The sequence below is a fragment of the Phycicoccus duodecadis genome (assembly GCF_002846495.1).
GTDB lineage: Bacteria > Actinomycetota > Actinomycetes > Actinomycetales > Dermatophilaceae > Phycicoccus > Phycicoccus duodecadis.
In genome coordinates this window covers 926,693-953,482 of the sequence record NZ_PJNE01000001.1, presented here as the reverse complement: position 1 = coordinate 953,482, position 26,790 = coordinate 926,693, and the positions used below count along the sequence as shown (strand labels likewise).

22 protein-coding genes and 1 tRNA gene are annotated in these 26,790 nt (G+C 73.1%); 17 read left to right on the top strand and 6 right to left on the bottom strand.

The window, feature by feature from the left end:
• Positions 1-19: 19 nt before the first annotated feature.
• The 3 genes from ATL31_RS04325 to ATL31_RS04315 form a co-directional block, all read right to left on the bottom strand.
• Positions 20-3,883 carry a multifunctional oxoglutarate decarboxylase/oxoglutarate dehydrogenase thiamine pyrophosphate-binding subunit/dihydrolipoyllysine-residue succinyltransferase subunit gene (locus ATL31_RS04325; protein ID WP_101394694.1) on the bottom strand — a complete coding sequence of 1,288 codons (3,864 nt, stop codon included), beginning with the start codon at positions 3,881-3,883 and terminating at the stop codon, positions 20-22.
• Positions 3,884-4,035: 152 nt separating this feature from the next.
• Positions 4,036-4,836: an ABC transporter permease gene (locus tag ATL31_RS04320; RefSeq protein WP_101394693.1), complete on the bottom strand. Its 801-nt coding sequence runs from the start codon at positions 4,834-4,836 to the stop codon at positions 4,036-4,038.
• A complete protein-coding gene (locus tag ATL31_RS04315; RefSeq protein WP_101394692.1) occupies positions 4,833-5,807 on the bottom strand; it encodes an ABC transporter ATP-binding protein in 975 nt (324 codons plus the stop codon). The genes ATL31_RS04320 and ATL31_RS04315 overlap by 4 nt, the downstream gene beginning before the upstream one ends.
• A gap of 162 nt (positions 5,808-5,969) precedes the next feature.
• Here ATL31_RS04315 and ATL31_RS04310 point away from each other — a divergent pair, with 162 nt between their 5' ends.
• Together ATL31_RS04310 and ATL31_RS04305 are read left to right on the top strand one after the other, a co-directional pair.
• Positions 5,970-7,313: a hemolysin family protein gene (locus ATL31_RS04310; RefSeq protein ID WP_101394691.1), complete on the top strand. Its 1,344-nt coding sequence runs from the start codon at positions 5,970-5,972 to the stop codon at positions 7,311-7,313.
• Positions 7,310-8,341: a hemolysin family protein gene (locus ATL31_RS04305; RefSeq protein ID WP_101394690.1), complete on the top strand. Its 1,032-nt coding sequence runs from the start codon at positions 7,310-7,312 to the stop codon at positions 8,339-8,341. The genes ATL31_RS04310 and ATL31_RS04305 overlap by 4 nt, the downstream gene beginning before the upstream one ends.
• A gap of 143 nt (positions 8,342-8,484) precedes the next feature.
• Here the strand turns inward: ATL31_RS04305 and ATL31_RS04300 are convergent.
• Positions 8,485-8,556: transfer RNA gene (locus ATL31_RS04300), tRNA-Arg, on the bottom strand.
• Positions 8,557-8,626: 70 nt separating this feature from the next.
• Between ATL31_RS04300 and ATL31_RS04295 the strand changes: the two genes are divergently transcribed.
• The 7 genes from ATL31_RS04295 to rho all read left to right on the top strand — a co-directional run bounded on the left by ATL31_RS04295 (position 8,627) and on the right by rho (position 17,774).
• The gene (locus ATL31_RS04295; protein WP_101394689.1) at positions 8,627-9,055 is read left to right on the top strand and encodes a response regulator; all 429 of its coding nucleotides are present in this window, start codon (positions 8,627-8,629) and stop codon (positions 9,053-9,055) included.
• A 10-nt stretch (positions 9,056-9,065) separates the two neighbouring features.
• The gene (gene argS / locus ATL31_RS04290) at positions 9,066-10,712 is read left to right on the top strand and encodes an arginine--tRNA ligase (protein ID WP_101394688.1); all 1,647 of its coding nucleotides are present in this window, start codon (positions 9,066-9,068) and stop codon (positions 10,710-10,712) included.
• A gap of 11 nt (positions 10,713-10,723) precedes the next feature.
• Complete coding sequence (gene lysA, locus ATL31_RS04285) at positions 10,724-12,163, top strand: diaminopimelate decarboxylase (protein ID WP_101394687.1); 1,440 nt, start codon at positions 10,724-10,726, stop codon at positions 12,161-12,163.
• A gap of 29 nt (positions 12,164-12,192) precedes the next feature.
• Complete coding sequence (locus ATL31_RS04280; protein WP_101394686.1) at positions 12,193-13,506, top strand: homoserine dehydrogenase; 1,314 nt, start codon at positions 12,193-12,195, stop codon at positions 13,504-13,506.
• A gap of 3 nt (positions 13,507-13,509) precedes the next feature.
• Entirely contained in the window at positions 13,510-14,613 is a 1,104-nt protein-coding gene (gene thrC / locus ATL31_RS04275; RefSeq protein WP_101394685.1) for a threonine synthase, read from the top strand.
• A complete protein-coding gene (gene thrB / locus ATL31_RS04270) occupies positions 14,610-15,551 on the top strand; it encodes a homoserine kinase (RefSeq protein ID WP_101394684.1) in 942 nt (313 codons plus the stop codon). The genes thrC and thrB overlap by 4 nt, the downstream gene beginning before the upstream one ends.
• Positions 15,552-15,836: 285 nt before the next feature.
• A complete protein-coding gene (rho, locus tag ATL31_RS04265) occupies positions 15,837-17,774 on the top strand; it encodes a transcription termination factor Rho (protein WP_425440336.1) in 1,938 nt (645 codons plus the stop codon).
• Between the two features lie 84 nt (positions 17,775-17,858).
• Here the strand turns inward: rho and ATL31_RS04260 are convergent, their stop codons facing one another.
• Both ATL31_RS04260 and ATL31_RS04255 read right to left on the bottom strand, forming a co-directional pair.
• The gene (locus ATL31_RS04260) at positions 17,859-18,362 is read right to left on the bottom strand and encodes a GNAT family N-acetyltransferase (RefSeq protein ID WP_101394682.1); all 504 of its coding nucleotides are present in this window, start codon (positions 18,360-18,362) and stop codon (positions 17,859-17,861) included.
• Complete coding sequence (locus ATL31_RS04255) at positions 18,359-19,213, bottom strand: LLM class flavin-dependent oxidoreductase (protein ID WP_101394681.1); 855 nt, start codon at positions 19,211-19,213, stop codon at positions 18,359-18,361. The genes ATL31_RS04260 and ATL31_RS04255 overlap by 4 nt, the downstream gene beginning before the upstream one ends.
• Positions 19,214-19,468: 255 nt before the next feature.
• On the opposite strand from ATL31_RS04255, the gene rpmE reads away from it, so the two are divergent.
• From rpmE to atpB, 8 genes are all read left to right on the top strand, one after another.
• Positions 19,469-19,684, top strand: coding sequence for a 50S ribosomal protein L31 (gene rpmE / locus ATL31_RS04250; RefSeq protein ID WP_101397239.1), 216 nt, complete (start codon positions 19,469-19,471; stop codon positions 19,682-19,684).
• 170 nt (positions 19,685-19,854) lie between these two features.
• Positions 19,855-20,931, top strand: coding sequence for a peptide chain release factor 1 (gene prfA, locus ATL31_RS04245; RefSeq protein WP_101394680.1), 1,077 nt, complete (start codon positions 19,855-19,857; stop codon positions 20,929-20,931).
• Positions 20,928-21,845 (top strand): peptide chain release factor N(5)-glutamine methyltransferase, encoded by a 918-nt coding sequence (gene prmC, locus ATL31_RS04240; RefSeq protein WP_101394679.1) that lies wholly within the window; start codon positions 20,928-20,930, stop codon positions 21,843-21,845. The genes prfA and prmC overlap by 4 nt, the downstream gene beginning before the upstream one ends.
• Positions 21,842-22,576 (top strand): L-threonylcarbamoyladenylate synthase, encoded by a 735-nt coding sequence (locus tag ATL31_RS04235; RefSeq protein WP_101394678.1) that lies wholly within the window; start codon positions 21,842-21,844, stop codon positions 22,574-22,576. The genes prmC and ATL31_RS04235 overlap by 4 nt, the downstream gene beginning before the upstream one ends.
• Positions 22,569-23,855, top strand: coding sequence for a serine hydroxymethyltransferase (locus ATL31_RS04230; protein WP_101394677.1), 1,287 nt, complete (start codon positions 22,569-22,571; stop codon positions 23,853-23,855). The genes ATL31_RS04235 and ATL31_RS04230 overlap by 8 nt, the downstream gene beginning before the upstream one ends.
• A gap of 14 nt (positions 23,856-23,869) precedes the next feature.
• The gene (locus ATL31_RS04225; protein WP_101394676.1) at positions 23,870-25,261 is read left to right on the top strand and encodes a sugar transferase; all 1,392 of its coding nucleotides are present in this window, start codon (positions 23,870-23,872) and stop codon (positions 25,259-25,261) included.
• A gap of 92 nt (positions 25,262-25,353) precedes the next feature.
• Positions 25,354-25,809, top strand: a complete 456-nt coding sequence (locus ATL31_RS04220; RefSeq protein ID WP_101394675.1) for a Cg1360 family ATP-synthase-associated protein — start codon at positions 25,354-25,356, stop codon at positions 25,807-25,809.
• A gap of 115 nt (positions 25,810-25,924) precedes the next feature.
• The gene (gene atpB / locus ATL31_RS04215; RefSeq protein WP_245861900.1) at positions 25,925-26,761 is read left to right on the top strand and encodes a F0F1 ATP synthase subunit A; all 837 of its coding nucleotides are present in this window, start codon (positions 25,925-25,927) and stop codon (positions 26,759-26,761) included.
• Positions 26,762-26,790 lie beyond the last annotated feature (29 nt).

The window sequence follows — 26,790 nt, the reverse complement described above, 5'->3', positions numbered from 1 at the left end:
GACTACCGGCGCGGGTGCCTCACCGGTCGAAGGCGCGGGCGACCAGGTCGGCCTGCTCGGCCTGGTGCTGCTTCGAGGAGCCCGCGGCCGGCGACGCCGAGCGGGGCCGCGACACGACCCGGATGGGGCGCGTCTCCTGGAACTCGGCCAGGGCCTCGGGCAGGTTGAGCGCCAGGAAGGGCCAGGCGCCCATGTTCTCGGGCTCGTCCTGCACCACGACGATCTCGGCCTGCGGGTACCTGGCCAGCTCGCGGGCCAGGTCGTGGCCGGCGATCGGGTAGTACTGCTCGAGCCGGAGGATGGCCGTGGAGGCGTCCTCGCGCTTGGCCCGCTCGGCCTCGAGGTCGTAGACGACCTTGCCGGCGGCGAGCAGGACGCGGGTGACCTCGCCCGAGGTGGCGTCGGGGCGGTCGGGCAGGACCGGCCGGAAGGTGCCCGAGGTGAAGTCCTCGGCGGCGCTGGCCGCCGCCTTGAGGCGCAGCATCGACTTGGGGGTGAAGACGATGAGCGGGCGGCGTGGGCGGGCGTAGGCCTGGCGGCGCAGCAGGTGGAAGTACGACGCCGGGGTCGAGGGGTACGCGACCGTCATGTTGTTCTCGGCGCACATCGTCAGGAAGCGCTCGATGCGGGCCGAGGAGTGGTCGGGGCCCTGGCCCTCGTAGCCGTGGGGGAGGAGCAGGACCACCGAGGAGCGCTGGCCCCACTTCTGCTCGCTGCTGGAGATGAACTCGTCGACGATGGTCTGGGCGCCGTTGAAGAAGTCGCCGAACTGCGCCTCCCACAGCACCAGCGCGTCGGGGCGCTCGACGGAGTAGCCGTACTCGAAGCCCATCGCCGCGAACTCCGACAGCAGGCTGTCGTAGACCCAGAACTTGGCCTGACCCTTGCCCAGGTAGAGCAGGGGGGTCCACTCCGAGGCGTTGGACTTGTCGATGAGGACCGCGTGCCGCTGGACGAAGGTGCCCCGGCGGCTGTCCTGCCCCGCGAGGCGCACGGGCGTCCCCTCCATGAGCAGCGACCCGAGCGAGATGAGCTCGGCGGTGCCCCAGTCGATCCCGCCCTCGCGGGTGCTGGCGGCGCGCTTGTCGATCATCTGGCGCAGCTTGGGGTGCACCGTGAAGCCCTCGGGCGGGCTGGCGAAGACGTCACCGATGTGGTGCAGCATCTCGGTGCTGATGGCGGTGTCGTCGGCGGAGTGGGTGGTGACGTCGGCCCCGCTGGACTGCGCGGCCGGGGGCTCGAGCCCGCGGTTGTCGGAGTCGGCGGCCTTGAGGGCCTCCTTGGTCTCGACGAAGACCCGCTCGAGCTGGCTCTGGTAGTCGCGCAGGGCCGCCTCGGCGTCCTCGACGGTGATGTCGCCGCGGCCGATAAGGGCCTCGGTGTAGAGCTTGCGGACGCTGCGCTTGGCCTCGATGAGGTTGTACATCAGCGGCTGGGTCATCGACGGGTCGTCGCCCTCGTTGTGGCCGCGGCGGCGGTAGCAGACCATGTCGACGACGACGTCCTTGTGGAACTCCTTGCGGAACTCGTACGCGAGCTCGGCGACCCGGACGCACGCCTCGGGGTCGTCGCCGTTGACGTGGAAGATCGGCGCCTGGATCATCCGGGCGACGTCGGTGGAGTACGTCGAGCTGCGCGAGCTGCTGGGCGAGGTCGTGAAGCCCACCTGGTTGTTGACGACCACGTGCACGGTGCCGCCGGTGCGGTAGCCGCGCAGCTGGCTGAGGTTGAGGGTCTCGGCCACGACGCCCTGGCCCGCGAACGCGGCGTCGCCGTGCATCAGCACGGGCAGGACGGTGAAGTCCTCGCCGGCCAGGTCGAGCCGGTCCTGCTTGGCGCGCACGATGCCCTCGAGCACCGGGTTGACGGCCTCGAGGTGCGAGGGGTTGGCGGCGAGGTAGACCTTGGTCTTGCTGCCGTCCTCGGCGACGAACTCGCCCTCGGTGCCCAGGTGGTACTTGACGTCGCCGGAGCCCTGGACCGAGCGCGGGTCCTGCTTGCCCTCGAACTCCCGGAAGATCTGCCCGTAGGACTTGCCGGCGATGTTGGCCAGCACGTTGAGGCGGCCGCGGTGCGGCATCCCGATGCAGACCTCGTCGAGCTCGTCCTCGGCGGCGCGCGACAGGACCCGGTCCAGCAGTGCGATCACGGACTCGCCGCCCTCGAGCGAGAAGCGCTTCTGCCCGACGAACTTGGTCTGCAGGAAGGTCTCGAAGGCCTCGGCGGCGTTGAGGCGGCGCAGGATGCGCAGCTGCTCGTCGCGGGTGGTCTTGGCGTAGCCGACCTCGACCTTGGCCTGGATCCAGCGGCGCTGCTCGGGGTCCTGGATGTGCATGTACTCGACGCCGACGGTGCGGCAGTACGAGTCGCGCAGGATGCCGAGGATCTTGCGGAGCTTCAGGAACGGCTGACCGCCGAACCCGCCGGTGGCGAAGTCGCGGTCGAGGTCCCACAGGGTGAGGCCGTGGTTGGTGATGTCGAGGTCGGGGTGACGCCGCTGCTTGTACTCGAGCGGGTCGGTGTCGGCCATCAGGTGCCCGCGCACCCGGTAGGCGTGGATGAGCTCCTGGACGCGGGCGACCTTGTTGATGTCGTCGTCGTGGGTGGCCGAGACGTCGCGCACCCAGCGGATGGGCTCGTAGGGGATGCGCAGGCTCTCGAAGATCTCGTCGTAGAAGCCGTCCTCGCCGAGGAGCAGGCCGTGGACGATGCGCAGGAAGTCGCCCGACTGCGCGCCCTGGATGATGCGGTGGTCGTAGGTGCTGGTCAGCGTGAGGATCTTGCTGACGGCGTTGCGGTTGAGGGTCTCCGAGCTGGCGCCCTGCCACTCGGCCGGGTAGTCCATGGCGCCGACGCCGATGATGGCGCCCTGACCCTGCATCAGGCGCGGCACCGAGTGCACGGTGCCGATGGTGCCGGGGTTGGTGAGCGAGATCGAGGTGCCCTGGAAGTCCTCGACGGTCAGCTTGCCGGCGCGGGCCTTCTTGACGACGTCCTCGTAGGCGGTCCAGAAGTGCGCGAAGTCCATGGTCTCGGCGGCCTTGATCGAGGGCACCAGCAGCTGGCGGGTGCCGTCGGGCTTGGCGATGTCGATGGCCAGGCCGAGGTTGACGTGGGCCGGCGTGACGAGCACCGGCTTGCCCTTCTCGTCGTGGGCGAAGCCGTTGTTCATCTCGGGCATCGTGCCGAGCGCCTTGACCAGGGCGAAGCCGATGAGGTGGGTGAAGCTGACCTTGCCGCCGCGGCTGCGCGCGAGGTGGTTGTTGATGACGATGCGGTTGTCGACCATCAGCTTGGCCGGCACGGCGCGCACGGAGGTGGCGGTGGGGACCTCGAGCGAGGACTCCATGTTGGTGACGACGCGGGCGCTGGCACCGCGGATCGGCTGCTGGCGCGCCTGCTCGAGCGGGCCGGTCTGCCGGGGGGCCTGGGGCTCGCGCGGGGTGGGCGCGGCCTTGGCCTCCTCGGTGGCCTGCTTCTGCTCGGGCCTGGCCTCGGGGGCCTGCTTGGCCTCGGGGCTCTTCGCGGGCGCGGCGGCCGGCTGCGCCGGGGGCTTCGCCGGCGCCGCCGGCCGCTTCGCCTCGGCCGGCTTCGCCTCGGCCGGCTTCGCCTCGTGCTGCTTGGGCCCCGGCTGCGTCGCCGTGGCCGGCTTCGTCTCGGGCTGGGTCGCCGCGGCGGGAGCCGAGCCGTTGGCGTCGGCCGGCGCGCCGTTGCTGCGCGGCGCGCCCTGTCCCTCACCGGGCACGTAGTCCTCGAAGAAGCCCCACCAGGCCTTGTCGACGCTGGTCTTGTCCCGTTGGTACTGCTCGTACAGCTCGTCCACCAGCCACTCGTTGGCTCCGAAGGTGGTGAGGGGGTCGCTGGACGGGGACTGCTCGGCCACGGGCTATACGCCTCTTTCGTCGGCTGGTCTCAGGGCGGTCGTGGGGATATGGCCAGCCTATTACGCGCGCGACGCGGCCGTGGCGCCGCACGCCGAGTGGTCCCCGACGTGCGGCGACCGGCGGGTGGGGCCCCACCGGCCGCCGCACGCTCTCACGACACGTCGGAGCGCGAGGTCCGCCAGATGCCGAACCCGGCCAGCAGGACGGCGTAGGCCATCAACGTCAGGCCGCCGCCCCACCACTCGAGGCGCACGGCGTCGGGGTTCTGCGAGACCGCGTTCAGGGTCGCGTTGGTCGCGCTGGTGGGGAGGTACGGCACGACGTTCTCACGGGTGGTGTCCCAGATCCCGAGCAGGAGCCCGAGGAGCGGCTCCACGATCCAGGCGACCGCGATCCCGATGAACAGCGCGGCGACCTGGTTCGGGATGAGGATGCCGATGCCCAGGCCGATGAGTGCCCACAGGGCGAGCACCAGCAGGGCGAGGGCCAGGCTGCGCACCACCTCGCTCGACGGGAACGCGGGGCGGTCGATCACGCTCAGGACCACGCTCCCGACCGACACCGAGCCCGCCAGGCTCAGCAGGCCGTAGCCGACCCCGATGACCGCCAGCGAGACCGCCTTGGCGAGCATCGCCCGGACGCGCTTCGGCGTGGCGAGGAAGGTCGCGGTGATGGTCTTGTGACGGAACTCCGAGCCGACCGACAGGATGCCGATGGTCAGCAGCAGCAGGTAGCCGACGCTGATGCCGGCCGTGAAGATCGTGGTGGCCACCTGGGTGTCGTCGGCGACCACGGGGTCGGCGCCGGGCCCCCCGGCGGACTGGGGGTTCTGGACGACGAAGCCGAAGAGGACCGCGAAGGCGCCCCCCGACACGAAGACCGCGATGGCCATGCCCCACCAGAGGCGGGTCGTGAAGAACTTGCGGAACTCGCTGCGGATCGCGGGGATCACGGGTTCGCCCCTTCCTGAGCGGTCACGGCGTCGCCCTCGGGCGGCGCCGCGGTGGCGGCGGTCTCGTTGCGGTTGGTGCCCTCGGTGAGCTGGAAGAAGAGCGCCTCGAGGTCGGCGCGCTTCGGCTCGAGCCCGTAGACCGGCAGCCCGGCACGCAGGGCCACGTCGCCGACGAGGCGCAGGTCGGTCGTGTCCGCGATGAGGGTGTCGTCCTCGCCGGGGATGCTGGTGACGTCGGCGACGCGCAGCGCGCCGGCGAGGGCGGCCCGGTCGGAGGTGCGCACGACGGCGCCGGGGGAGCCCTTGATGTCGGCCATGGTGCCGGCCTTGACGAGGCGGCCGTTGGCGATGATGACGACGTCGTCGACGGTCTGCTCGACCTCGCGCAGCAGGTGGCTCGAGACCAGGATGGTCTTGCCCTCGGCGCTCAGCCGGCGCAGGAACCCGCGCAGCCAGCGGATCCCCTCGGGGTCGAGCCCGTTGGTCGGCTCGTCGAGGACCAGCACGTGGGGGTCACCGAGCAGGGCGGCGGCCAGGCCGAGGCGCTGGCGCATCCCCATGCTGTACTGCCCGGCCCGCTTGCGCGCCGCCGCCGGGATGCCGGTGAGCTCGAGGAGCTCGTCGACGCGGCGGGTGGGGACCGAGGCGGCGTCCGCCAGGACGCGCAGGTGGTCGCGGCCGCTGCGGCCGGGGTGGAAGTTGGTCGCCTCGAGGGCCGCCCCCACGGTGCGCAGCGGGTCGGGCAGGTCGACGTAGCGGACTCCCCCGATGGTGGCGTCACCGGCGGTGGCGCGGACCAGGCCCAGCACCATCCGCAGGGTCGTGGTCTTGCCGGCACCGTTGGGCCCGAGGAAGCCGGTGATCCGGCCGGGCTCGACGTCGAAGCTCAGGTCGTCGACGGCGGTGAACCCGCCGAAGCGCTTGGTCAGGCCGCGGACCTCGATGCGGGCCCCCGGGGTGGTCGTGCTCATGGGCGTGCTCCTGGACTCATGTCCCGATGCTCGCAGCCCCACGTCGCGTGAGGGTCGACCCGCAGGTGGACCGGCGCGTCCGTCCCGGGGCGGAGCCGGGCCGGAACCTCCCCTCCGGCCCGTACGCTGCTGTGTCATGCATCCCCCGAGTCGCACGGACCGATGACCGCCTGGATCCTGCTCGCCCTCGGCGTCGTCCTCACGGTCGGCACCGCCCTCTTCGTGGCCGCGGAGTTCTCGCTCGTGGCCCTCGACCGGCCGACCGTGCAACGCGCGGTCACGGCCGGGGAGCCCGGTGCCCGCTCGGTGCTCCGCTCCCACCGCCAGCTGTCCACCGAGCTCTCGGCCTGCCAGGTCGGCATCACCCTCACCACGTTGGTGCTCGGCTTCATCGCCGCCCCGTCGGTCGGGGTCCTGCTCGCCGGGCCGGCCGGCGCGCTGGGGCTGTCCGAGGGCGCGGCCACGTCCGTGGCCTCCGGTCTCGCGTTCGTCCTCGCCACGCTGTTCTCGATGATCGTCGGCGAGATGATCCCCAAGACGCTCGCGGTCTCGCTGCCCCTGGCCACCGCCAAGGTCTCCGCGGCGCCGGTCTACTGGTTCGGCGTGGCCTCCACCCCGCTGATCTTCGTGCTCAACGGCGTCGCCAACCGCACCCTGCGCGCGCTCGGCATCGAGCCGCAGGAGGAGCTCTCGGCCGCCCGCAGCCCGGCCGAGCTCGCGTCGCTGGTGCGCACCTCGGCCGAGGCGGGCACGCTCGACCTCGGCACCGCGCGCCTGGTCACCGCCTCGCTGGGGTTCGCCGACCAGTCCGCCGCCGACGTGATGACCCCACGCTCGCGCGCCACCTCCATCGAGCGCACCGAGACGGCCGCCGACCTGGTCGCCCTCGCGCGGCGTACCGGGCACTCGCGCTTCCCCGTGGTCGGTGCCGACTGGGACGACGTCGACGGCATCGTGCACGTGAAGAAGGCCATCGCCGTGCCGTTCGAGCGCCGGGCCGACGTCCCGGTCTCGGCCCTGATGGCGCCGGCCGTCTTCGTCCCCGAGACCCTGCGCCTCGACCCGCTGCTGGTGCGCCTGCGGGGCGGCGGGATGCAGCTGGCGGTCGTCGTCGACGAGTACGGCGGCACGTCCGGCGTGGTGACGCTCGAGGACCTGGTGGAGGAGATCGTCGGGGAGGTCAGCGACGAGCACGACCGCGGCCAGACCACCGGCCGCCGCCTGCCCGACGGCTCCTGGACGGTGCCCGGCCTCTGGCGCCCCGACGAGGTGCGCACCCGGGTCGGTGCCGACATCCCGGAGGGCCACGCCTACGAGACGGTCGGCGGATGGCTGATGGCCGCCCTCGGCCGGGTGCCGGTGGTCGGTGACGAGGTCCCTGTCGACGGCTGGACCGTGCGCGTGGTCGACATGGAGGGGCACCGGGTCGACCGGCTGCGCCTGCTGCCGGCCGGGCCGCCCGACGCCGACGGCGCCACGACCGACGAGGCGGAGGAGGGCGCATGACCACCGTGCTCGTCACCGTCGTCCTGCTCGCGGCGAACGCGTTCTTCGTCGGCGCCGAGTTCGCCGCGATGTCGGCCCGGCGCAGCCAGCTCGAGCCGCTCGCCGACGCCGGCAGCAAGGGGGCCAGGGTCGCCCTCGAGGCGCTCCAGCGCACGGGCATCCTGCTGGCCACCTGCCAGCTGGGCATCACCGTCTGCTCGGTGCTGCTCGGTGCGGTCTCCGAGGCCGCCCTGCACCACGCCTTCGTGCCGGTCGTCGAGCGCCTCGGCCTGTCGACCGTGGTCGCCGACGTCGTGGCGCTCGCGCTGGCCCTGGCGATCGTGGTCTTCCTGCACGTCGTCTACGGCGAGATGATCCCCAAGAACATCTCCATCGCCCGGCCCGAGCGCGCCGCGATCGCGCTGGTGCCGCCGCTGGTGATGGTCTCGAAGGTCGTGGCCCCGGTCATCCACGCGATGGACTGGACCGCCAAGGGCGCCATCCGGCTCTTCGGGGTCGAGCCCAAGGACGAGATCTCGTCGACGTTCACCGCGGCCGAGGTCGCGCACATCCTCGACGAGTCCCGCGACGAGGGGCTGGTCGGGGCCCGCGACTACGAGCGGCTCGGCGCGGCGCTGGAGTTCAGCGACAAGGACGCCGCCGATGTGGGCGTGGGGGTGTCGTCGCTGGTCACCGTGACGGCCGAGGCGACCCCGGCCGATGTCGAGCGCCTGGTGGCCAAGCACGGCTACTCGCGCTACCCCGTGCTCGACGACTCCGGCGAGCTGTCGGGCTACCTGCACCTCAAGGACGTGCTGTACGCCGACGACGAGGAGCGCCACGAGCCGGTCCCCGGCAAACGGGTACGCCGGATGGCCACCGTCCGCCCGGGCGACGAGGTCGAGTCGGTGCTGCAGACCATGCAGCAGAGCGGCTCGCACCTGGCGCGCGTGGTCGACGACGAGGGTGTGGTCGTGGGGGTGGTCTTCCTCGAGGACGTCATCGAGGAGCTGGTCGGCGAGGTGTCCGACGCCTCACAGCGCTCCTGAGCCCCGGTGCCCCGGTAGGAGCCGCGGCGCGAGCGGGTTCGCCCCTCACCCCCTCGCGCCGCTCCCGTCATCCCCCTGGTGGCACAGAGAAGCGGCTTGGTCCTGACGCGCTCCGCGCGTGAGGACCAAGCCGCTCTGGACTGTGCCCCCGGTAGGATTCGAACCTACGCTCCCGCCTCCGGAGGGCGGTGCTCTATCCCCTGAGCTACGGGGGCGGGCAAGCCGGTGTCGCCGCACGAACGATTCTGCGACGCGGGGCGAGGTTATCAGCCTAGGCTGGCCCTCATGCAATCCGGGCCGGAGGACCCCGGCGCTGCAGCGCTGGTCCTCGTGTGCGACGACACCGAGGGCATCCGCCGGCTCCTGCGGATCAACCTCGAGCTCGCCGGCTTCGCCGTGGAGGAGGCCAGTGACGGCCACCAGGCGATGGCCCGCCTCATCGACCCGCACGAGCCGGTGCCGCGCGTCATCCTGCTCGACCAGCAGATGTCGCCCTACGACGGCTGGTGGGCCATCGCGGCCATCCGCTCGCACCCGCGGCTCGACACCGTGCCGGTGGTGCTGATCACCGCCGCCAGCGCCGGGGTGACGCTGCGCGACGCCACGACCGCGGGCTTCGACGCCTTCCTGTCCAAGCCGTTCGACCCCGACGAGGTCGTCGACACCGTCTCACGGCTGGCGGCGGGCGGTCGGCGACGGCGGCGCCGCCGATAAACTCGCGCGGGTGACCCCCGAAGAGCTCTCGACCGCCATCCGCGGTGCCCTCCAGTCCGCCGTCGACGCCGGTGACCTCACCGCGCCCGTGCCGGCCGAGGTCAGGGTCGAGCGTCCGCGCAGCCGCGAGCACGGCGACTGGGCCACCAACATCGCGCTCCAGCTGGCCAAGCCGGCCGGGATGCCGCCGCGCGCCGTCGCCGAGCTGCTGGCCGCCCGGCTCGGCGCCGTCCCCGGGGTCGCGGCCGTCGACGTCGCGGGCCCGGGCTTCCTCAACATCAGCCTCGACGCCGCGTCGGCCGGTGAGCTCGCGCGCAGCATCGTCGAGGCGGGGGAGACCTACGGCCACGGCACCAGCGAGTCCGGGCGGGTCGTCAACCTCGAGTTCATCTCGGCCAACCCCACCGGCCCGCTGCACATCGGCCACACCCGCTGGGCCGCCCTCGGCGACGCCATGCGCCGCCTCCTCGCGGCCACCGGCGCGCAGGTGACGGCCGAGTACTACATCAACGACGCCGGCGCCCAGATGGACAAGTTCGGCGCCTCGGTGCTGGCCCGGGCGGCCGGCCAGGAGCCCCCGGAGGACGGCTACCCCGGCGAGTACGTGGCCGACCGGGCCCGGGAGGTGCTGGCGCAGCGACCCGACCTGCTCGACCTCCCGCGCGAGGAGGCCCTGGCCGTGGCGCGCGACCTGGGGTACGTCGCCCAGCTCGAGGCCATCCGCGCCACCCTCGACCGGTTCGGCGTGCACTTCGACGTGTGGTTCTCCGAGCGCACCCTGCACGAGGGCGGCGCCGTCGGCCGGGCCGTCGAGCGGCTGCGCGGCCAGGGGCACGTCTTCGACCAGGAGGGTGCGGTCTGGCTGCGCACCACCGACTTCACCGACGACAAGGACCGCGTCCTCATCCGCGCCAACGGCGAGCCCACGTACTTCGCCGCCGACGCCGCCTACTACCTGAGCAAGAAGGACCGCGGCTTCGACGAGAAGGTCTACCTGCTCGGCGCCGACCACCACGGCTACATCAACCGGCTCAAGGCCATCGCGGCCTGCGCGGGCGACGACCCCGAGCACAACATCGAGGTCAAGATCGGCCAGCTCGTCGCCATCGCGGGGCAGCGGATGGGCAAGCGCCTCGGCAACGCCATCTACATGGACGAGCTCATCGAGTGGATCGGCTCCGATGCGGTGCGCTACTCGCTGTCGCGCTACCCCTCCGACAGCCCGCTCTCGCTCGACGGCGAGGAGCTGCGCAAGCAGACCAACGACAACCCGGTCTTCTACGTGCAGTACGCCCACGCGCGCACCGCGAACGTCGCGCGGCTCGCGGGTGAGGACGGAGTGCGCCGCGACGAGGGGTTCGACGCCGCGCTGCTCACCGACCCCACCGAGGCCGCCCTCCTCGCGGTCCTCGGCGACTTCCCGCGGGTCGTCGCGCAGGCGGCCCACCTGCTCGAGCCGCACCGGGTGGCACGCTACCTCGAGGAGCTCGCCGCGCGGTTCCACAAGTGGTACGACACCTGCCGCGTCCGCCCGCAGAACGCCGACGAGGAGGTCACCGACCTGCACCGCACGCGGCTCTGGCTCAACGACGCCACCGGGCAGGTCCTCGCCAACGGGCTGGCCCTGCTCGGCGTCAGCGCCCCCGACCGGATGTGAGGGGCTGACCCATGCGTTCCCACGAGGCCGGCGCCCTCCACGCCGAGGGGTACGGCGGCCCGCCGCTCTACCTGCCCTACCCGGCCGACGTCATGGAGCTGCTGCCGCAGCTGTGGGCGTCCTCGGTCGCGCGGGACGACGCCGGCCGCCTCACGGTGGCGGGCATCGACGTCGTGACGCTGGCCGCGGAGCACGGCACCGCCGCGTACGTCCTCGACGAGGACGACTTCCGTTCCCGGGCAGGCGCTTTCCGTGACGGCTTCGCGTCCGCCTTCGAGCGCTTCGGCGGCGCCGACGTGTACTACGCCGGCAAGGCCTTCCTGTGCACCGCCGTCGCCCGGTGGGTGCAGGAGGAGGGGCTGTTCCTGGACGTGTGCACCGGCGGCGAGCTGGCCGTGGCCCAGCGGGTCGGGTTCCCGGGGGAGCGGATCGCGTTCCACGGCAACAACAAGACCGTCGCCGAGCTGCGCGCCGCGCTCGAGTACGGCGTCGGCCGCATCGTCGTCGACTCCTTCCACGAGATCGAGCGGGTGGTCGCGCTGGCCGCCGAGCTCGGCGTCCGGGCCCGCGTGATGGTGCGGGTCACCGTCGGCGTCGAGGCGCACACCCACGAGTTCATCGCGACCGGCCACGAGGACCAGAAGTTCGGCTTCAGCCTCGCGGGCGGGCAGGCGATGGAGGCGGTCGGGCGCCTGCTCGCGCACCCGGAGGCCGTCGAGCTGCTCGGGCTGCACAGCCACATCGGGAGCCAGATCTTCGACACCGGCGGCTTCGAGGCGGCGGTGCACCGGCTGGTCGGGCTGCACGCGCAGGTCGAGGCCGAGCACGGGGTGTCGATGCCCGAGATGGACCTCGGCGGCGGCTACGGCATCGCCTACACCTCGCAGCACACCCCGCTGCCGCCGGCCGTGCTGGCCGAGGCGATGGCCGACATCGTCGAGCGCGAGTTCAAGGTGCTGGGCGACGGCGACAACACCCGGGTGCCGCGGGTCTCGGTCGAGCCCGGGCGCGCCATCGTCGGCCCCAGCACCTTCACCCTGTACGAGGTCGGCACCGTCAAGCGGGTCGAGCTCGGCGGCGGTCACGCCCGCACGTACGTGGCGGTCGACGGCGGGATGAGCGACAACGCGCGCCCCGCCCTCTACGAGGCCGACTACTCCTGCACCCTGGCGAGCCGCCGCTCCACCGCCGAGCCGGTGCTGGCGCGGGTGGTGGGGCGGCACTGCGAGAGCGGCGACATCGTCGTCCTCGACGAGTACCTCCCGGCCGACATCGCCCCGGGCGACCTGGTGGCGGTCCCCGGTACCGGCGCCTACTGCCGCAGCCTGTCGAGCCAGTACAACCACACCCCGCGACCGCCGGTCGTGGCCGTCCGTGGCGGCCGCAGCCGCGTCGTCGTACGTCGTGAGACGATCGACGACCTGCTCGCCCTCGACGTGGCGGACGCGTGAGCCCCCAGCCCGAGGAGACCCGACCCCCCATGGCGCACGAACCCGGTGCCCCCCTGCGCGTGGCCCTGCTGGGCTGCGGTGTCGTCGGCTCGGCGGTCGCCCGGATGCTCGTCGAGCAGGCCGACGACCTGGCCGCCCGCGCCGGCGCCCGCCTCGAGATCGTCGGCATCGCCGTGCGCCGCCCGCAGCGTCCCCGGCCCGACGTCCCGGTCGACCCGGCCCTCTTCACCGCCGACGCCGAGGAGCTCGTCACCCGGGCCGACGTCGTCATCGAGGTGATCGGCGGCATCGACCCCGCGCGGGCGCTCATCCTGCGGGCCATGGAGCACGGTGCCTCGGTGGTGTCGGCCAACAAGGCGCTGCTCGCCGAGGACGGCCCGACCCTCTACGACACGGCGGCCCGGTACGGCGTCGACCTCTACTACGAGGCGGCCGTCGCGGGCGCCATCCCGATCCTGCGCCCCATCCAGGAGTCGCTGGCCGGCGACCACGTCCGCAAGGTCATGGGCATCGTCAACGGCACCACCAACTTCGTGCTCGACGCGATGGACGTCTCCGGGGCGGGCTTCGCCGAGACCGTGGCGCAGGCCCAGGCGCTGGGCTACGCCGAGGCCGACCCCACCGCCGACATCGAAGGCTTCGACGCCGCCGCCAAGGCGGCCATCCTGGCCAGTCTCGCCTTCCACACCCGCGTCTCGGCCGCCGACGTGCACCGCGAGGGCATCACCGAGGTCACCGCCGCCGACATCCGGGCGGCGCGCGAGAACGACTGCGTCGTCAAGCTGCTCGCGATCTGCGAGCGGGTGACCGCCGACGGCACCGATGCCGTGAGCGTGCGGGTGCACCCCGCGATGGTGCCGCGCAGCCACCCGCTCGCGAGTGTGCGCGAAGCCTTCAACGCGGTCTTCGTCGAGTCGGCGGCGGCCGGAGAGCTGATGTTCTACGGTCGCGGCGCCGGCGGTGATCCCACCGCCTCGGCGGTGCTCGGCGACGTGGTCGCCGTGGCGCGTCACCGGGTGGCGGGCGGCCGAGGCCCGGGGGAGTCGGCCTACGCCGACCTGCCGGTGGTCGACATGGGACAGGCCGTCACGCGGTACCACATCAGCCTCGACGTGGCCGACCGTCCGGGCGTGCTCGCGCAGGTCGCGGCGGCCTTCGCCGACCACGGCGTCTCGATCGAGACCGTGCGCCAGCAGGCCGTGGCGGGCGAGGGCGAGCGGGCCAAGCTCATCGTCGTCACCCACCGCGCCAGCGACGCCGCCCTGTCGGCCACCGTCTCGGCGCTGGGCTCGCTCGACGCCGTCGACGACGTCGCCTCCGTCATGCGCGTGGAAGGGGCCTGAGCCGTGGCACACCAGTGGCGCGGAGTCATCCGCGAGTACGCCGACCGCCTCCCGAGCCTGGCCGGCGCACCGGTCGTGACCCTGCACGAGGGCGGGACCCCGCTCATCGCCTGTGAGGGCCTCTCGGAGCTCACCGGCGCGAGCGTGCACGTCAAGTACGAGGGGCTGAACCCCACCGCGTCGTTCAAGGACCGCGGGATGACGGCCGCCATCTCGGCCGCCAAGCTCAACGGGGCGCGGGCGGTCATCTGCGCGAGCACCGGCAACACCTCGGCCAGTGCGGCCGCCTACGCGGTGAAGGCCGGGATGACGTGCGCCGTCCTGGTCCCCGACGGCAAGATCGCGATGGGCAAGCTCAGCCAGGCGATCGCCCACGGCGCCACCCTGATCCAGGTCGAGGGCAACTTCGACGACTGCCTCACGGTCGCCCGCAAGCTGGCCGAGTCGTACCCGGTCGAGCTGGTCAACTCGGTCAACCCCGCGCGCATCGAGGGCCAGAAGACGGCGGCCTTCGAGGTCGTCGACGCGCTCGGCGACGCCCCGGACATCCACGTGCTGCCGGTGGGCAACGCCGGCAACATCACCGCGTACTGGCGCGGCTACTGCGAGTACGCCTCTCCCACAGTCGGACTCGGGGGAGCGGTACTCGATCCCGTGGCCACCCGCCGGCCGGCGATGTGGGGCTTCCAGGCCGCCGGCGCCGCGCCCATCGTGCTCGGCCACCCGGTCGACGACCCCGAGACCATCGCCACCGCCATCCGCATCGGCAACCCCGCGTCGTGGCGTCAGGCCGAGGCGGCCCGCGACGAGTCCGGCGGTCTCATCGACAGCGTCACCGACGACGAGATCCTCGAGGCGCACCGTCTGCTCTCCTCCACCGAGGGGATCTTCGTCGAGCCGGGCTCGGCCGCGAGCATCGCCGGGCTGCTCAAGATGCACCGCGCCGGGCGCATCCCGCGCGACGCCACGATCGTGTGCACCGTCACCGGCCACGGCCTCAAGGACCCGCAGTGGGCCCTGCGCACCGCCGACGGCTCCGAGGTCGTGCCCGTGCGGGTGCCGGTCGACGCCTACTCGGTCGCGTCCGCGCTGGGGCTCGACGGGTGAGCGCGGTGCTGCCCGTGGGCGCCTCCGTGCGGGTGCGCGTCCCCGCGAGCAGCGCCAACCTCGGCCCCGGCTTCGACTCGGTGGGCTGCGCCCTCGGGCTCTGGGACGAGTGCACGGCGACGGTGGTCGCCGAGCCCGGGCTCGTCGTCACCGTCGAGGGCGAGGGGGCCGGCGCGGTCCCGCTCGACGACAGCCACCTGGTGGTGCGGGCGATGCGGGCCGCCTGGGCCGACCTGGGTGTACCGACACCGTCCGGGCTCCGCCTGGCCTGTCGCAACGCCGTGCCGCACGGGCGCGGGATGGGCTCCTCGGCCACCGCGATCGTCACCGGCATCGTCGCGGCCCAGGCCCTGGCCGACATCGGCGCGGGCCGCACCGACGGCGAGGTCGACCTCGCGTTCACCAACGACCTCGCGGCGCGGCTCGAGGGGCACCCCGACAACGCCTCGGCCAGCATCTTCGGCGGGGTCACCCTCTCGTGGACCGGGGGCGACGGCCGCACCAGCACCGTGCGGCTGCCCGTGCACCCCGGCATCGCGCCGGTCGTCCTCGCCCCGCAGACCCAGCTCTCGACGGCCCGCGCGCGCTCGGTGCTCCCGCAGCAGGTCCGCCTGGCCGACGCCGCCGCCAACTCGGCCCGGGCCGCCCTGCTGACCCACGCCGTGACCTCTGCGCCCGCGTACCTCCTCGAGGCCACCCGCGACTGGCTGCACCAGGAGGCCAGGCGCCCGTCCTACCCCGCGTCGATGGCGCTGGTCGACCGGCTGCGCACCGGCGGCCACGCGGCCGCGATCTCGGGCGCGGGCCCCTCCGTCATCGTGCTCGCGACCGCGGCCACCGTCGAGGTCGTGCGGTCCCACGCGCCCGCCGGATGGCGCGCGCTGGCCCCCGGCATCCCGCCCGGCGGGGCGCAGGTCGAGGTGCTCGCGGGCGGCTGACCCGACCGCGGCCACCACCGCACCGGGCCGGATCCTCGGTGGTACCCTGACCGTGCGACCGCTGCCGACGCCGGGTTCCCAGGACCCGCTGGATGCCGCGGAACGCTCCCCACGTCGTTCATGGCAGAGACATGCGGCCCCTCGCGGCTGCGCGCCCGACGTGGACTCTTCCAGCAGACCGGCCCTGAGCCGGTCCACGAGCGAGGGGAAGGATCCTTCGTGACAGACACCACCATCGAGGCGTCGGCACCTACCGGCCAGCGCCGCTCCGGGGCTCTCACCGCCATGCGGCTCGCAGAGCTCCAGGGGCTCGCCTCGAGCATGGGCATCAGCGGCACGGCCAAGATGCGCAAGGGCGACCTCGTCGCCGCCATCCGGGCCCGCCAGAACGGTGACGGCGTTCCGGCCTCCTCCGCTCCGGCTGAGGCGCCGGCGGTGCGGACCGAGCGTCCGGCCGCCGAGTCCGCCCCGGCGGCACGCCCCGCCGACGAGGAGCAGGGCGCGCAGGCTCCGCGCGGCGCCGGTCGCAGCCGCCGCTCGCGCTCCGAGCAGACCCGCACCGCGCCCCCGCGCGGCGAGCAGGAGCGTCCCGAGCAGGAGCGTCCCGGGCAGGAGCGTCCCGGGCAGGGCCGTCCCGAGCAGGACCGTCCTGAGCAGGGCCGTCCCGAGCAGGACCGCCCGGCACGGGCCGAGTACTCGCGCCAGGGTCGCGACGAGCAGCCGGCGCGCGAGCGCCAGCAGAGCCGCGACGACCAGCACGGGCGCGACGAGCAGCCGGCGCGCGAGCGCCAGCAGGGCCGCGACGAGCAGCCGGGCCGCGACCGTGACCGCCCGTCGAACCGGGACGGCCAGCAGGCCAACCAGGGCCCGCAGGGACAGGACGGCCAGAACCGCTTCGCCGACGACGACGAGAGCGGCCGCGGTCGCCGCCGTCGCAACCGGGGTCGCAACCGCGACAAGCGCCGGCCGCAGGACGCGCAGGGCGTGCAGGGCCTGCCGGGCGTCAGCCAGGCACCCGTCGAGAGCGAGCCGCAGATCCACGAGGACGACGTGCTCGTCCCCGTGGCCGGCATCCTCGACATCCTCGACACCTACGCCTTCGTCCGCACGACCGGCTACCTGCCCGGCAGCAGCGACATCTACGTGCCGATCCAGATGGTCAAGCGCCACGGCCTGCGCAAGGGCGACGCCGTCACCGGCGCCATCAAGGCCGCTCGCGAGGGCGAGGAGCCGCAGCAGCAGACCGTGGGCTCGCGCAACAACCGGCAGAAGTACACCCCGCTCGCGCGCCTCGACACCGTGAACGCGATGTCGCCTGACGACGCCCGTCGCCGGCCCGAGTTCGGCAAGCTGACGCCGCTCTACCCGCAGGACCGGCTGCGGCTGGAGACCGACCAGAACCTGCTGACCACGCGCATCATCGACCTCGTCGCCCCCATCGGCAAGGGCCAGCGCGGGCTCATCGTCGCCCCGGCCAAGGCCGGCAAGACGATGGTGATGCAGTCGATCGCCAACGCCATCACGACCAACAACCCCGAGTGCCACCTCATGGTCGTCCTGGTCGACGAGCGGCCCGAGGAGGTCACCGACATGCAGCGCGCCGTCAAGGGCGAGGTCATCTCCTCGACCTTCGACCGGCCCGCCGAGGACCACACCACGGTGGCCGAGCTCGCGATCGAGCGCGCCAAGCGCCTGGTCGAGATGGGCCACGACGTCGTCGTGCTCCTCGACTCGATCACCAAGCTCGGGCGCGCCTACAACCTGTCGGCCCCCGCGAGCGGGCGCATCCTCTCCGGTGGCGTCGACTCGGCCGCGCTCTACCCGCCGAAGAAGTTCTTCGGGGCCGCGCGCAACATCGAGAACGGCGGCTCGCTCACCATCCTCGCCACGGCGCTCGTCGAGACCGGCTCGCGGATGGACGAGGTGATCTTCGAGGAGTTCAAGGGCACCGGCAACATGGAGCTCAAGCTCGACCGCCAGCTGGCCAACCGGCGCATCTTCCCGGCGGTCGACATCAACAACTCGGGGACCCGGCGCGAGGAGATCCTGCTCGCGCCCGACGAGCTGAAGATCATGTGGAAGCTGCGCCGCGTCCTCGCGGCGCTGGACTCGCAGCAGGGCATCGAGCTGCTGCTCGACCGGCTGAAGAAGACGCGCAACAACTTCGAGTTCCTCACCCAGGTGCAGCAGACGAGCTCGAACAGGCTCGACGACGACGCCTGAGCGTCGCTCGCACCACGGACGCCGTTCCGCCCTCGGGCGGGGCGGCGTCCGTGGTGTGCGGGCCCGGGTCGCGCGTGGCGTGGGTCAGCGCGGGACGGGACGCCGCATCGCGGGGAAGGTGCCGGTGACGAACCCGCGCGTGCTGTAGATGCGCGCGCCGGCCTCGGTGGCGAACAGGTCGACCCGCGTGACGTCGGTGCGCTCGGTGAACCACGCGAGCAGGGCGTCGGTGCACGCCGCGGCCAGGCCCTGCCCGCGGTGCTCGGGCAGCGTGGCGACGTTCGAGACCAGACCCACCGAGCCGTTGGGGCACCCGGGGCCGGGGATGAGGGCGGTGACCTCGCCGACCGCGCCCGCCACGACGCGGCCGCCCACCTCGACGACGACGAGCAGTACCCCCGCGGCGTCGACGGCGTCGACGAACCAGTCGCGCGCGGCCACCCGCCAGGCGGGGTCGGCGAGTGCGGCGGCATCCGTGCCCATCGCCTCGAACATCAGCACGCGCAGCGCCAGCAGGTCGTCGGCGTCGGCCCGCGTCGCGGGGCGGACGACGGGTGCGGGCGGGCCGCTCGGCGGGGCGGTGCTCATCGGGGCGGCCCGAGCTCGAGGCGGCGACGGGTCTCGGCGCGGCCGGCGGGGTCGTCGGGCAGGTCCCACCAGGACTCGACCCACCAGGTCGCCCCGGCCTCGGCCCACGCGGCCACCGGCGGCCGGGTGGTACCGAAGTCGCCGTGGCTGTCGCCCTCGACGACCACGTCGTAGCCGTGCATCGACACGCCGGCGTCAGCCCGCAGGGCGGTGATGCGAGCGACGATGTCGCGCAGGGCGTCGTGGGTGAGCCGGGAGCCCGGATCGTCGAGACTGCCACCGGCGACCGCCGGCAGCACCCCCTGCCAGCGCGCCGCGCGCTCGAGGGAGCGCTGGCGGTCGCGCCCGGGGACGAGCAGCCCGACGCACCAGACCGGCGGGTGCGGGGTCTGCACGGGCGGCGGCGGGACGAGCTGGGTGACGGGCCGCGCGCTGTAGTGCTCGCCGGTGTACTCGAACGGCTGGCCCGCCATCAGCCCGGCGTAGACCGCCAGGCCCTCGTCGAGCCTGCGGGCGCGGACGGCCCGGCCCTCGTCGGCCTCGAAGGCGAGCCAGTTGCCGTGGAGGGCGCCGAGGCCGACGCCGAGGGTGACCCGCCCGTTCGACAGGCGGTCGACCGAGGCGACCTTCGAGGCGAGGTCCCACGGGCGGTGGCGGGCGGCCGGGGTGAGCAGGGTGCCGAGCCGGATGCGCTCGGTCGCCATGGCGGCGGCGGCGAGGGTCACCCAGGCGTCCTGGCCCCACACGGCCTCCCACGTGAAGACGTGGTCCCAGCCCGCCTGCTCGGCGACGGCGGCCAGCCCGGCGAACTCGCGCTCGGACGCGTAGGGGATCACGGCTCCGTACCTCATGCGCCGCCACGCTACCGACGGCAGCCGACATCCGCTGCGGGACCTTCCGCCCCGGCGTCCCGGCGGGGGAATGGGTGGCGGGCGGGCGCCGTTGAGGTGACCGTGTGCCGGATCTGGCACACTTGACCGCTGGACCGGTTCACGGCACGGATGCGTTTCCTGAGCGACCTCACCACGAGGGTCGCAGGCGGGGCGCGAGAGGGCTTGCAGCACCGCGCTGAGCCCGCCGACCCGGACACCTCCAAGGAGATCATCGTGAAGAAGGACATCCACCCGGAGTACGTCGAGACCACGGTCACCTGTACCTGTGGCAACACGTTCACCACCCACAGCACCGCACCGAGCGGCAAGATCAACGCCGACGTCTGCAGCAACTGCCACCCGTTCTACACGGGCAAGCAGAAGATCCTCGACACCGGTGGCCGCGTGGCCCGCTTCGAGGCCCGCTACGGCAAGAAGGCCGCCAAGTAGCACCGTCGACGCGCCGGTCCGTCCTCCGGGACGGGCCGGCGCGTTCGCGTCCCGGGGCGGCCGGCGCGGGACAAGGGTGGGGCGTCGGGACAAGGGCTTGCAGGTCTTGTCCGGTGCACTTTTCGGGGTGACCCCGAAAAGCCGAGGTGGTGACGGAGGAGGAGGTCGGGATGCTGGAGTCCGCCGAGGCGCTGGTCGCCGAGCACGCCGCGCTCGAGCGCGCCATGTCCGACCCGGCCGTCGCCTCCGACCCCGCCCGCCTGCGCGAGGCCAACCAGCGCTACGCCGCGCTCGGCCCCACCGTCGCCGCGCACACCGCCTGGGTCGCCGCCCGTGACGACCTGGGCGCCGCCCGCGAGCTGGCCGCCGAGGACCCCGCGTTCGCCGAGGAGCTCCCCGCCCTGGAGGCCACCCTGGTCGCCGCCGAGGACCGGCTGCGCCGCCTCCTCATCCCGCGCGACCCCGAGGACGACCGCGACGTCATCCTCGAGGTCAAGGCGGGGGAGGGCGGCGAGGAGTCGGCCCTCTTCGCCGGTGACCTGCTGCGGATGTACCTGCGCTACGCCGAGCGCCGGGGCTGGCGCACCGAGGTCCTCGACGCCACCGCCTCCGACCTCGGCGGCTACAAGGACGTGCAGGTCTCGGTGAAGTCACGCGGCACCGCCCGGCCCGGCGAGGCCCCGTGGGCGCTGCTGAAGTACGAGGGCGGCGTGCACCGCGTGCAGCGCGTGCCCGTCACCGAGAGCCAGGGCCGCATCCACACCAGCGCCGCGGGGGTCTGGGTGATGCCCGAGGCCGAGGAGGTCGAGGTGACCATCGACCCCAACGACCTGCGCATCGACGTCTTCCGCTCCAGCGGGCCCGGCGGCCAGAGCGTCAACACCACCGACTCGGCGGTGCGCATCACCCACCTGCCCACCGGGCTGGTCGTCTCGTGCCAGAACGAGAAGAGCCAGCTGCAGAACCGCGAGGCGGCGCTGCGCGTCCTGCGCGCCCGGCTGCACCAGATGGCGATGGACGAGCGGCACGCCGCCGACGCCGACGCCCGCAACAGCCAGGTGCGCACCGTCGACCGCAGCGAGCGCATCCGCACCTACAACTTCCCCGAGAACCGGATCAGCGACCACCGCACCGGCTTCAAGGCCCACAACCTCGACGCCGTCCTCGACGGCGACCTCGACCCGGTCGTGCGCTCCGCGGTGGAGGCCGACGAGGCCGCGCGGCTGGCCGCGATCGCCGACGCATGAACCCGGCCACCGTCGACGCGCTCGTCGCCGCCGCACGCCGCACGCTGACGGCCGCCGGCATCGCCTCCCCGGACGCCGACGCCGTCGAGCTGCTGGCGTTCGTCCTGGCCGTCGACCCCGGCGAGGTGCGGCTGCGGATGGTGCTGCGCGCCCCGGTGGTGAAGCGCGACGCCACCCGCTACCGCGACCTGGTCGACGACCGCGCCGCCCGGGTGCCGCTGCAGCACCTCACCGGGCGGGCGTACTTCCGCCGGCTGATCCTCGCGGTCGGGCCCGGCGTCTTCGTCCCGCGCCCCGAGACCGAGGTGACGGCCGGCCTCGCCATCGAGGCCGCGCGCGCCGCCGGGGGCGCCCCCCTCGTCGCCGACCTCTGTACCGGCTCGGGGGCCGTCGCGCTCGCGGTCAAGGACGAGGTGCCCGGCGCCACGGTCCACGCCGTCGAGCTCTCGCCCGACGCCCACGCCTGGGCCGTCGCCAACCGCGACCGGCTCGGCCTCGACGTCGACGTCCGCCTCGGCGACGCCACGACCGCCTTCGACGACCTCGTGGGCACCGTCGACGTCGTCGTCAGCAACCCGCCGTACATCCCCGACGGCGCCGTGCCGCTGGACCCCGAGGTCCGCGACCACGACCCCGAGGTCGCGCTGTACGGCCGCTCCGCCGACGGCCTGGCCGTCCCGCTCGCCGTCGCCGCCCGCGCCGCGGCGCTCCTGCGCCCCGGCGGGGTGCTCGTGATGGAGCACGCCGACGCCCAGGGCGAGAGCCTCCCGGCCGCGCTGCGCGCCGCGGGGGAGTGGGACGAGGTCGCCGACCACCCCGACCTGGCCGGACGCCCCCGGACCACCGTCGCGCGCCGCCTGCCGGGGGGTCGCCCCGCGGCCGGACCGGTGTCGCGCCCTACGCTGGCCCCATGAGTCCGGTCTTCGACTGCACCACCGAGCAGGGGCGTGCCGACGCCATCCCCAAGGTGGCCGACGGCATCCGACGCGGCGCCCTCGTCGTGCTCCCCACCGACACCGTGTACGGCATCGGCGCCGACGCCTTCTCGCCGGACGCCGTGCGCGCGCTGCTCGCCGCCAAGGGTCGCGGCGTCGACATGCCGCCGCCGGTCCTGGTCGCCGAGACCCGCACCATCGACGGCCTGGCCGCGAGCGTGCCCGCCTACGCCCGTGCGCTCATCGAGGAGTTCTGGCCGGGCCCGCTGACGATCGTCGTGCAGGCCCAGCCGTCGCTGGCCTGGGACCTCGGCGACACGGGCGGCACCGTGGCCCTGCGGATGCCCGACGACGAGGTGGCCCTGGAGCTGCTGAAGGTCGTCGGCCCGATGGCGGTCAGCAGCGCCAACCGCACCGGCCACCCGTCGAGCCGCACCGTGGTCGAGGCCGCCAGCCAGCTCGGCCCCAGCGTCGAGTTCTACCTCGACGGAGGCCCCAGCACCGGCGGCCTCGCCTCGACCATCGTCGACTGCACCCGCGACGAGCCCACGATGCTGCGTGTGGGCGCGCTGTCGGAGGAGCAGGTCATGGCGGTCGTCGAGCGCTCCAGGGCCGACGCCCTAGAGTTGGCGGGCGCCGTCACCGGCGCGGACGTCGAGACACCGGCGCCCAGCCAGGACGAGCCGCGGGAGACCAGCACCCATGAGTGACACGTTCTACGGATCCGACTTCGAGGCACTCGAGGCCTTCGACCCCGAGATCTCCTCGGTCCTCACCGGCGAGCTCGACCGGCTCCGCGGGGGCCTGCAGCTGATCGCCAGCGAGAACTTCTCCAGCCCCGAGGTGCTCACCGCGCTGGGCTCGACCCTCTCGAACAAGTACGCCGAGGGCTACCCCGGCCGGCGGTACTACGGCGGCTGCTCCGAGGTCGACAAGGCCGAGTCGCTCGCCATCGAGCGCTGCAAGAGCCTCTTCGGCGCCGACCACGCCAACGTCCAGCCGCACTCCGGCGCCAGCGCCAACCAGGCCGTCTACGGTGCGTTCCTCAAGCCCGGCGAGACCATCCTCGCGATGAGCCTGCCGCACGGCGGCCACCTGACCCACGGCACCAAGGTCTCGTTCTCCGGCAAGTGGTTCGACGCCGTGCACTACGGCGTCGACAAGGACTCCGAGGACATCGACTACGACGAGGTCGAGCGCCTCGCGAAGGAGCACCGGCCCAAGGTCCTGCTCGCCGGCGGCTCGGCCATCCCGCGGCTGATCGACTTCGCCCGCTTCCGCGCCATCGCCGACGAGGTGGGCGCGATCTTCTGGGTCGACGCCGCGCACTTCATCGGCCTGGTCGCGGGCGGGGCCATCCCGAGCCCCGTGCCGTACGCCGACGTCGTCTCGTTCACGACCCACAAGGTGCTGCGCGGCCCGCGCTCGGGTGCCATCGTCTGCACCGAGCAGCACCGCGCCGCCATCGACAAGGCCGTCTTCCCGATGATGCAGGGCGGCCCGCAGATGCACACCATCGCGGCCAAGGCGGTCAACTTCAAGGAGTGCGCGACCCCCGAGTACGCCGCGTACACCCGCCAGGTCGTCGCCAACGCCAAGGTGCTGGCGCAGGGCCTGGGCGAGCACGGCATCCGGCCCACCACCGGCGGCACCGACACCCACCTGTCGCTGCACGACCTCCAGGGCGTCCTGGTCACCGGGGTCGACGCCGAGGCCCGCTGCGACGCCGCCGGCATCACCCTGAACAAGAACGCCATCCCGTTCGACCCGCAGAAGCCCAACATCGCGTCCGGCATCCGGGTGGGCACCCCGTGCGTCACCACCCAGGGGATGGGCGAGGAGCAGATGCGCACCATCGCCGGCCTGATCGCCCGGGCGGTCGTCGACGGCGACGCCGACCCCGAGCACCCGGTCTCCCGGGAGGTGCGGGCCCAGGTCACCGATCTCGTCGAGGCGTTCCCCGCGTACCCCCGGCCCGCCTCGGCCTGAGCCGCCGCCGCCCCGTGACGTCCGCGAGCCCACCGGCCGAACCCGCGCCGCGGCTGCTGGCGCGCCTCAACCGGCGCGGCTTCCGGCTCGTCATGCTGCTGGACGCCGTCGCGGTGTTCGGGCTCTCGGTCCTGACGATGGTCTGGCGCTACGGCACGCCGCCGTGGCCGACCTACCCGCTCCCGGCCTACGCGCTGTCGTTCGGCGTGGCCACGCTGGTCTTCCTGTCGGCCTTCTACTTCGGCGGCCTCTACGAACGCGAGCCGCGGCTCGGGGGTGCCGCGGTGCTGCCGCGCGCGGCCCGGCTGTCGCTGGCCGCCGGCAGCTTCGTGGCGCTGCTGAACCTGGCCCTGAGCGGGCTGCTGCGCCAGCGGGGGTCGCTCATCGTGCGCGCCCTGCCCTTCCCCATCCCGAACCTCGTGGCCGTCATCGTGCTGGTCGGCATCCTGGTGGCCGTCAACCGCGCGGTCGTGCACACCCTGCGCACCCGGCGCGAGGGGCCGCCGCGGGTCGTGCTGGCGGGGGAGTGGGCCGACATCGAGCTCGCCCGCGAGCACGTGGCCGCCAACAGCACCGACCTGGTCGTCGTCGCGGAGGTCGACGACCCCCACGCGGTGGTCGAGGTCGTCGAGCGCACCGACGCCACCGACGTCCTGCTGCTCACCGCCGGCTGGCTCGACCTGTGGTACCCGCGCACCATCGGCCGGCTCGACCGCAAGGACGTCACCGTCCTGCTGCGGGTGGGGGGCCGCGAGACCCTCTTCGGGCTCGACCGGCTGCGCGAGGTCGCCGGCCTGCCGTTCGTGCTCCTGATGCCCCAGACGATGGCGGTCTCGCAGCGGCACTTCAAGCGGATGCTCGACCTGTTCCTGGTCGTGGTGACCGCCCCGGTCTGGCTGCTGCTGGTGGGCCTGGTCTCGCTGCACCAGCTCGTCGTGGCCGGCCGACCGCTCCTTTTCAGCCAGACCCGGGTCGGGGTGGGCGGCGAGACCTTCTCGATGGTCAAGTTCCGCACCATGCGGGTCGACGCCGAGGCCGGGGGTGGCCCGCAGCTCTCGGGGTCGGGCGACCCCCGGGTCATCCCCGCGTGCCGCTGGGTGCGGGCGACCCGGGCCGACGAGCTGCCGCAGATCTTCCACATCCTCACCGGCCGGATGTCGGTCGTCGGGCCGCGCCCGGAGCGGCCCGAGCTGACGGCCGGCTTCGAGAAGGAGATCGCGGGCTACACCCGGCGTCACGAGGTACCGCCCGGCCTCACCGGGCTGGCCCAGATCCACGGTCGGTACCACACCGACGCCGAGTACAAGCTGGGCTACGACCTGCAGTACCTCGTCAACTGGTCGCCCATCCTGGACCTCGAGATCATCGCCCGGACCATCTGGGTCGTCCTCGCGCGGCGGGTCTGAAGCCGCCGGTTGGCCCTCGTCCGTCGCTTGTGATAACTTTCACAAGCCGTCCGGACCCCCTCCGCCACGACCACCGAAGAGGCCGATCGTCGATGACCGACCACCCCCAGCCGCCCGTCACCGGGCCCGGCGCACCCTTCGCGGTCATGCTGCGCGGCGCGCTGGTGCCCGCCGCGGTCGCCGGGGTCGTGACGCTCGTGGTCCTCGTGCTCGTGCGCGGCGGCGACGCCCTGGCCGGGGGCGCCCTCGGCCTGGTCGTCTCCCTGGTCTTCTACGCCTCGGGGATGTTCCTGCTCAGCCGCCTGGTGCGCAGCACCAGCCCGCACGCGTTCTTCGCCGTGGCCATGACCGTCTACCTGGCCCAGGTCATCCTGCTGCTGCTCTTCATCTACGTCTTCCGCGGCGCGCCCTGGGTCGACGGCCCGGCCCTCGGCATCACCGCGCTGGTGGTCACCCTGGCCTGGCAGGCCTTCGCCTACCGCGCCCTCCGCACGGCCCGCCTGCCGATCTACGACGAGCCCGACGACACCGGCGACGGCGCCCGATGAGCGCGGCCCGGCCCGCCCGTCACGGCGTCGCGACCGGTCGCCGAGGTCGGGTAGCGTACGTCCCGTCCCGATGGGCGCCCACCGCCGGCGCCCGCGACATCCCCGAGGAGAAGGTGTGAGCCCGAGCGTGGTCTCCGCTAGCTGGCTGTCCGGTGCCGTCGTCACTGCTGGTGGCGAGGGGGGCTTCCCGACGCCCGGGGTCGCTGACTTCTGGTGGCCGGTGGTCCCGTTCCAGAGCGACAGCGCCTGGGCGCTGACCCGCCCCGCCCTGGTCCTGCTGATCTCGGCGGCCGTGCTCGGATGGTTCTACGTCAGCGCCACCCGCAAGCTCTCGGTGGTCCCCACCAAGAACCAGTTCCTGGTCGAGGGCTCCTACAACTTCGTGCGCAACACCATCGGCCGCGACATCATCGGGTCCAAGGACTTCCTGCAGTTCGTGCCGCTGCTGCTCACGCTCTTCACGCTCATCCTCGTGAACAACGTGTTCGGCATCGTGCCGTTCATCCAGTTCCCGACGATGAGCCGCGTCGGCATCCCGATCGTGCTGACCCTGATCGTCTACATCACCTACCACACGGTCGCGATCCGCCGGAAGCACGGCGTCCTGCCCTACTTCAAGAGCCTCGTGCCCCCGGGCCTGCCGGGCTGGCTGAAGCCGATCCTGTTCGTCCTCGAGTTCCTCACGTACTTCGTGATCCGGCCGCTCACCCTCGCGCTGCGACTCTTCGGCAACATGCTGGCCGGCCACCTGATGCTGCTGGTCTTCGTCGTCGGCGGCGAGTACCTGCTCCTCGAGGGCAGCAACCTCTTCCTCCAGGCCTCGGGCGTGCTGTCCTTCGCGTTCTCGATCCTGATGACGTTCTTCGAGCTCCTCATCGAGTTCCTGCAGGCCTTCATCTTCACGCTCCTGGCCGCGCTGTACATCGGCGACGCCGTGAGCGAGCACCACTGACCCCCGGCTCCGTCCGGTAGCACGACCAC

Bases quoted from the DNA above. Each gene is read 5' to 3' on its own strand.
- ATL31_RS04315 (WP_101394692.1), bottom strand. From the start codon at position 5,807: ATGAGCACGACCACCCCGGGGGCCCGCATCGAGGTCCGCGGCCTGACC.
- ATL31_RS04310 (WP_101394691.1), top strand. From the start codon at position 5,970: ATGACCGCCTGGATCCTGCTCGCCCTCGGCGTCGTCCTCACGGTCGGC.
- ATL31_RS04305 (WP_101394690.1), top strand. From the start codon at position 7,310: ATGACCACCGTGCTCGTCACCGTCGTCCTGCTCGCGGCGAACGCGTTC.
- ATL31_RS04295 (WP_101394689.1), top strand. From the start codon at position 8,627: ATGCAATCCGGGCCGGAGGACCCCGGCGCTGCAGCGCTGGTCCTCGTG.
- lysA (WP_101394687.1), top strand. From the start codon at position 10,724: ATGCGTTCCCACGAGGCCGGCGCCCTCCACGCCGAGGGGTACGGCGGC.
- ATL31_RS04280 (WP_101394686.1), top strand. From the start codon at position 12,193: ATGGCGCACGAACCCGGTGCCCCCCTGCGCGTGGCCCTGCTGGGCTGC.
- rho (WP_425440336.1), top strand. From the start codon at position 15,837: ATGCGGCTCGCAGAGCTCCAGGGGCTCGCCTCGAGCATGGGCATCAGC.
- ATL31_RS04260 (WP_101394682.1), bottom strand. From the start codon at position 18,362: ATGAGCACCGCCCCGCCGAGCGGCCCGCCCGCACCCGTCGTCCGCCCC.
- ATL31_RS04255 (WP_101394681.1), bottom strand. From the start codon at position 19,213: ATGAGGTACGGAGCCGTGATCCCCTACGCGTCCGAGCGCGAGTTCGCC.
- prfA (WP_101394680.1), top strand. From the start codon at position 19,855: ATGCTGGAGTCCGCCGAGGCGCTGGTCGCCGAGCACGCCGCGCTCGAG.
- prmC (WP_101394679.1), top strand. From the start codon at position 20,928: ATGAACCCGGCCACCGTCGACGCGCTCGTCGCCGCCGCACGCCGCACG.
- ATL31_RS04235 (WP_101394678.1), top strand. From the start codon at position 21,842: ATGAGTCCGGTCTTCGACTGCACCACCGAGCAGGGGCGTGCCGACGCC.
- ATL31_RS04230 (WP_101394677.1), top strand. From the start codon at position 22,569: ATGAGTGACACGTTCTACGGATCCGACTTCGAGGCACTCGAGGCCTTC.
- ATL31_RS04220 (WP_101394675.1), top strand. From the start codon at position 25,354: ATGACCGACCACCCCCAGCCGCCCGTCACCGGGCCCGGCGCACCCTTC.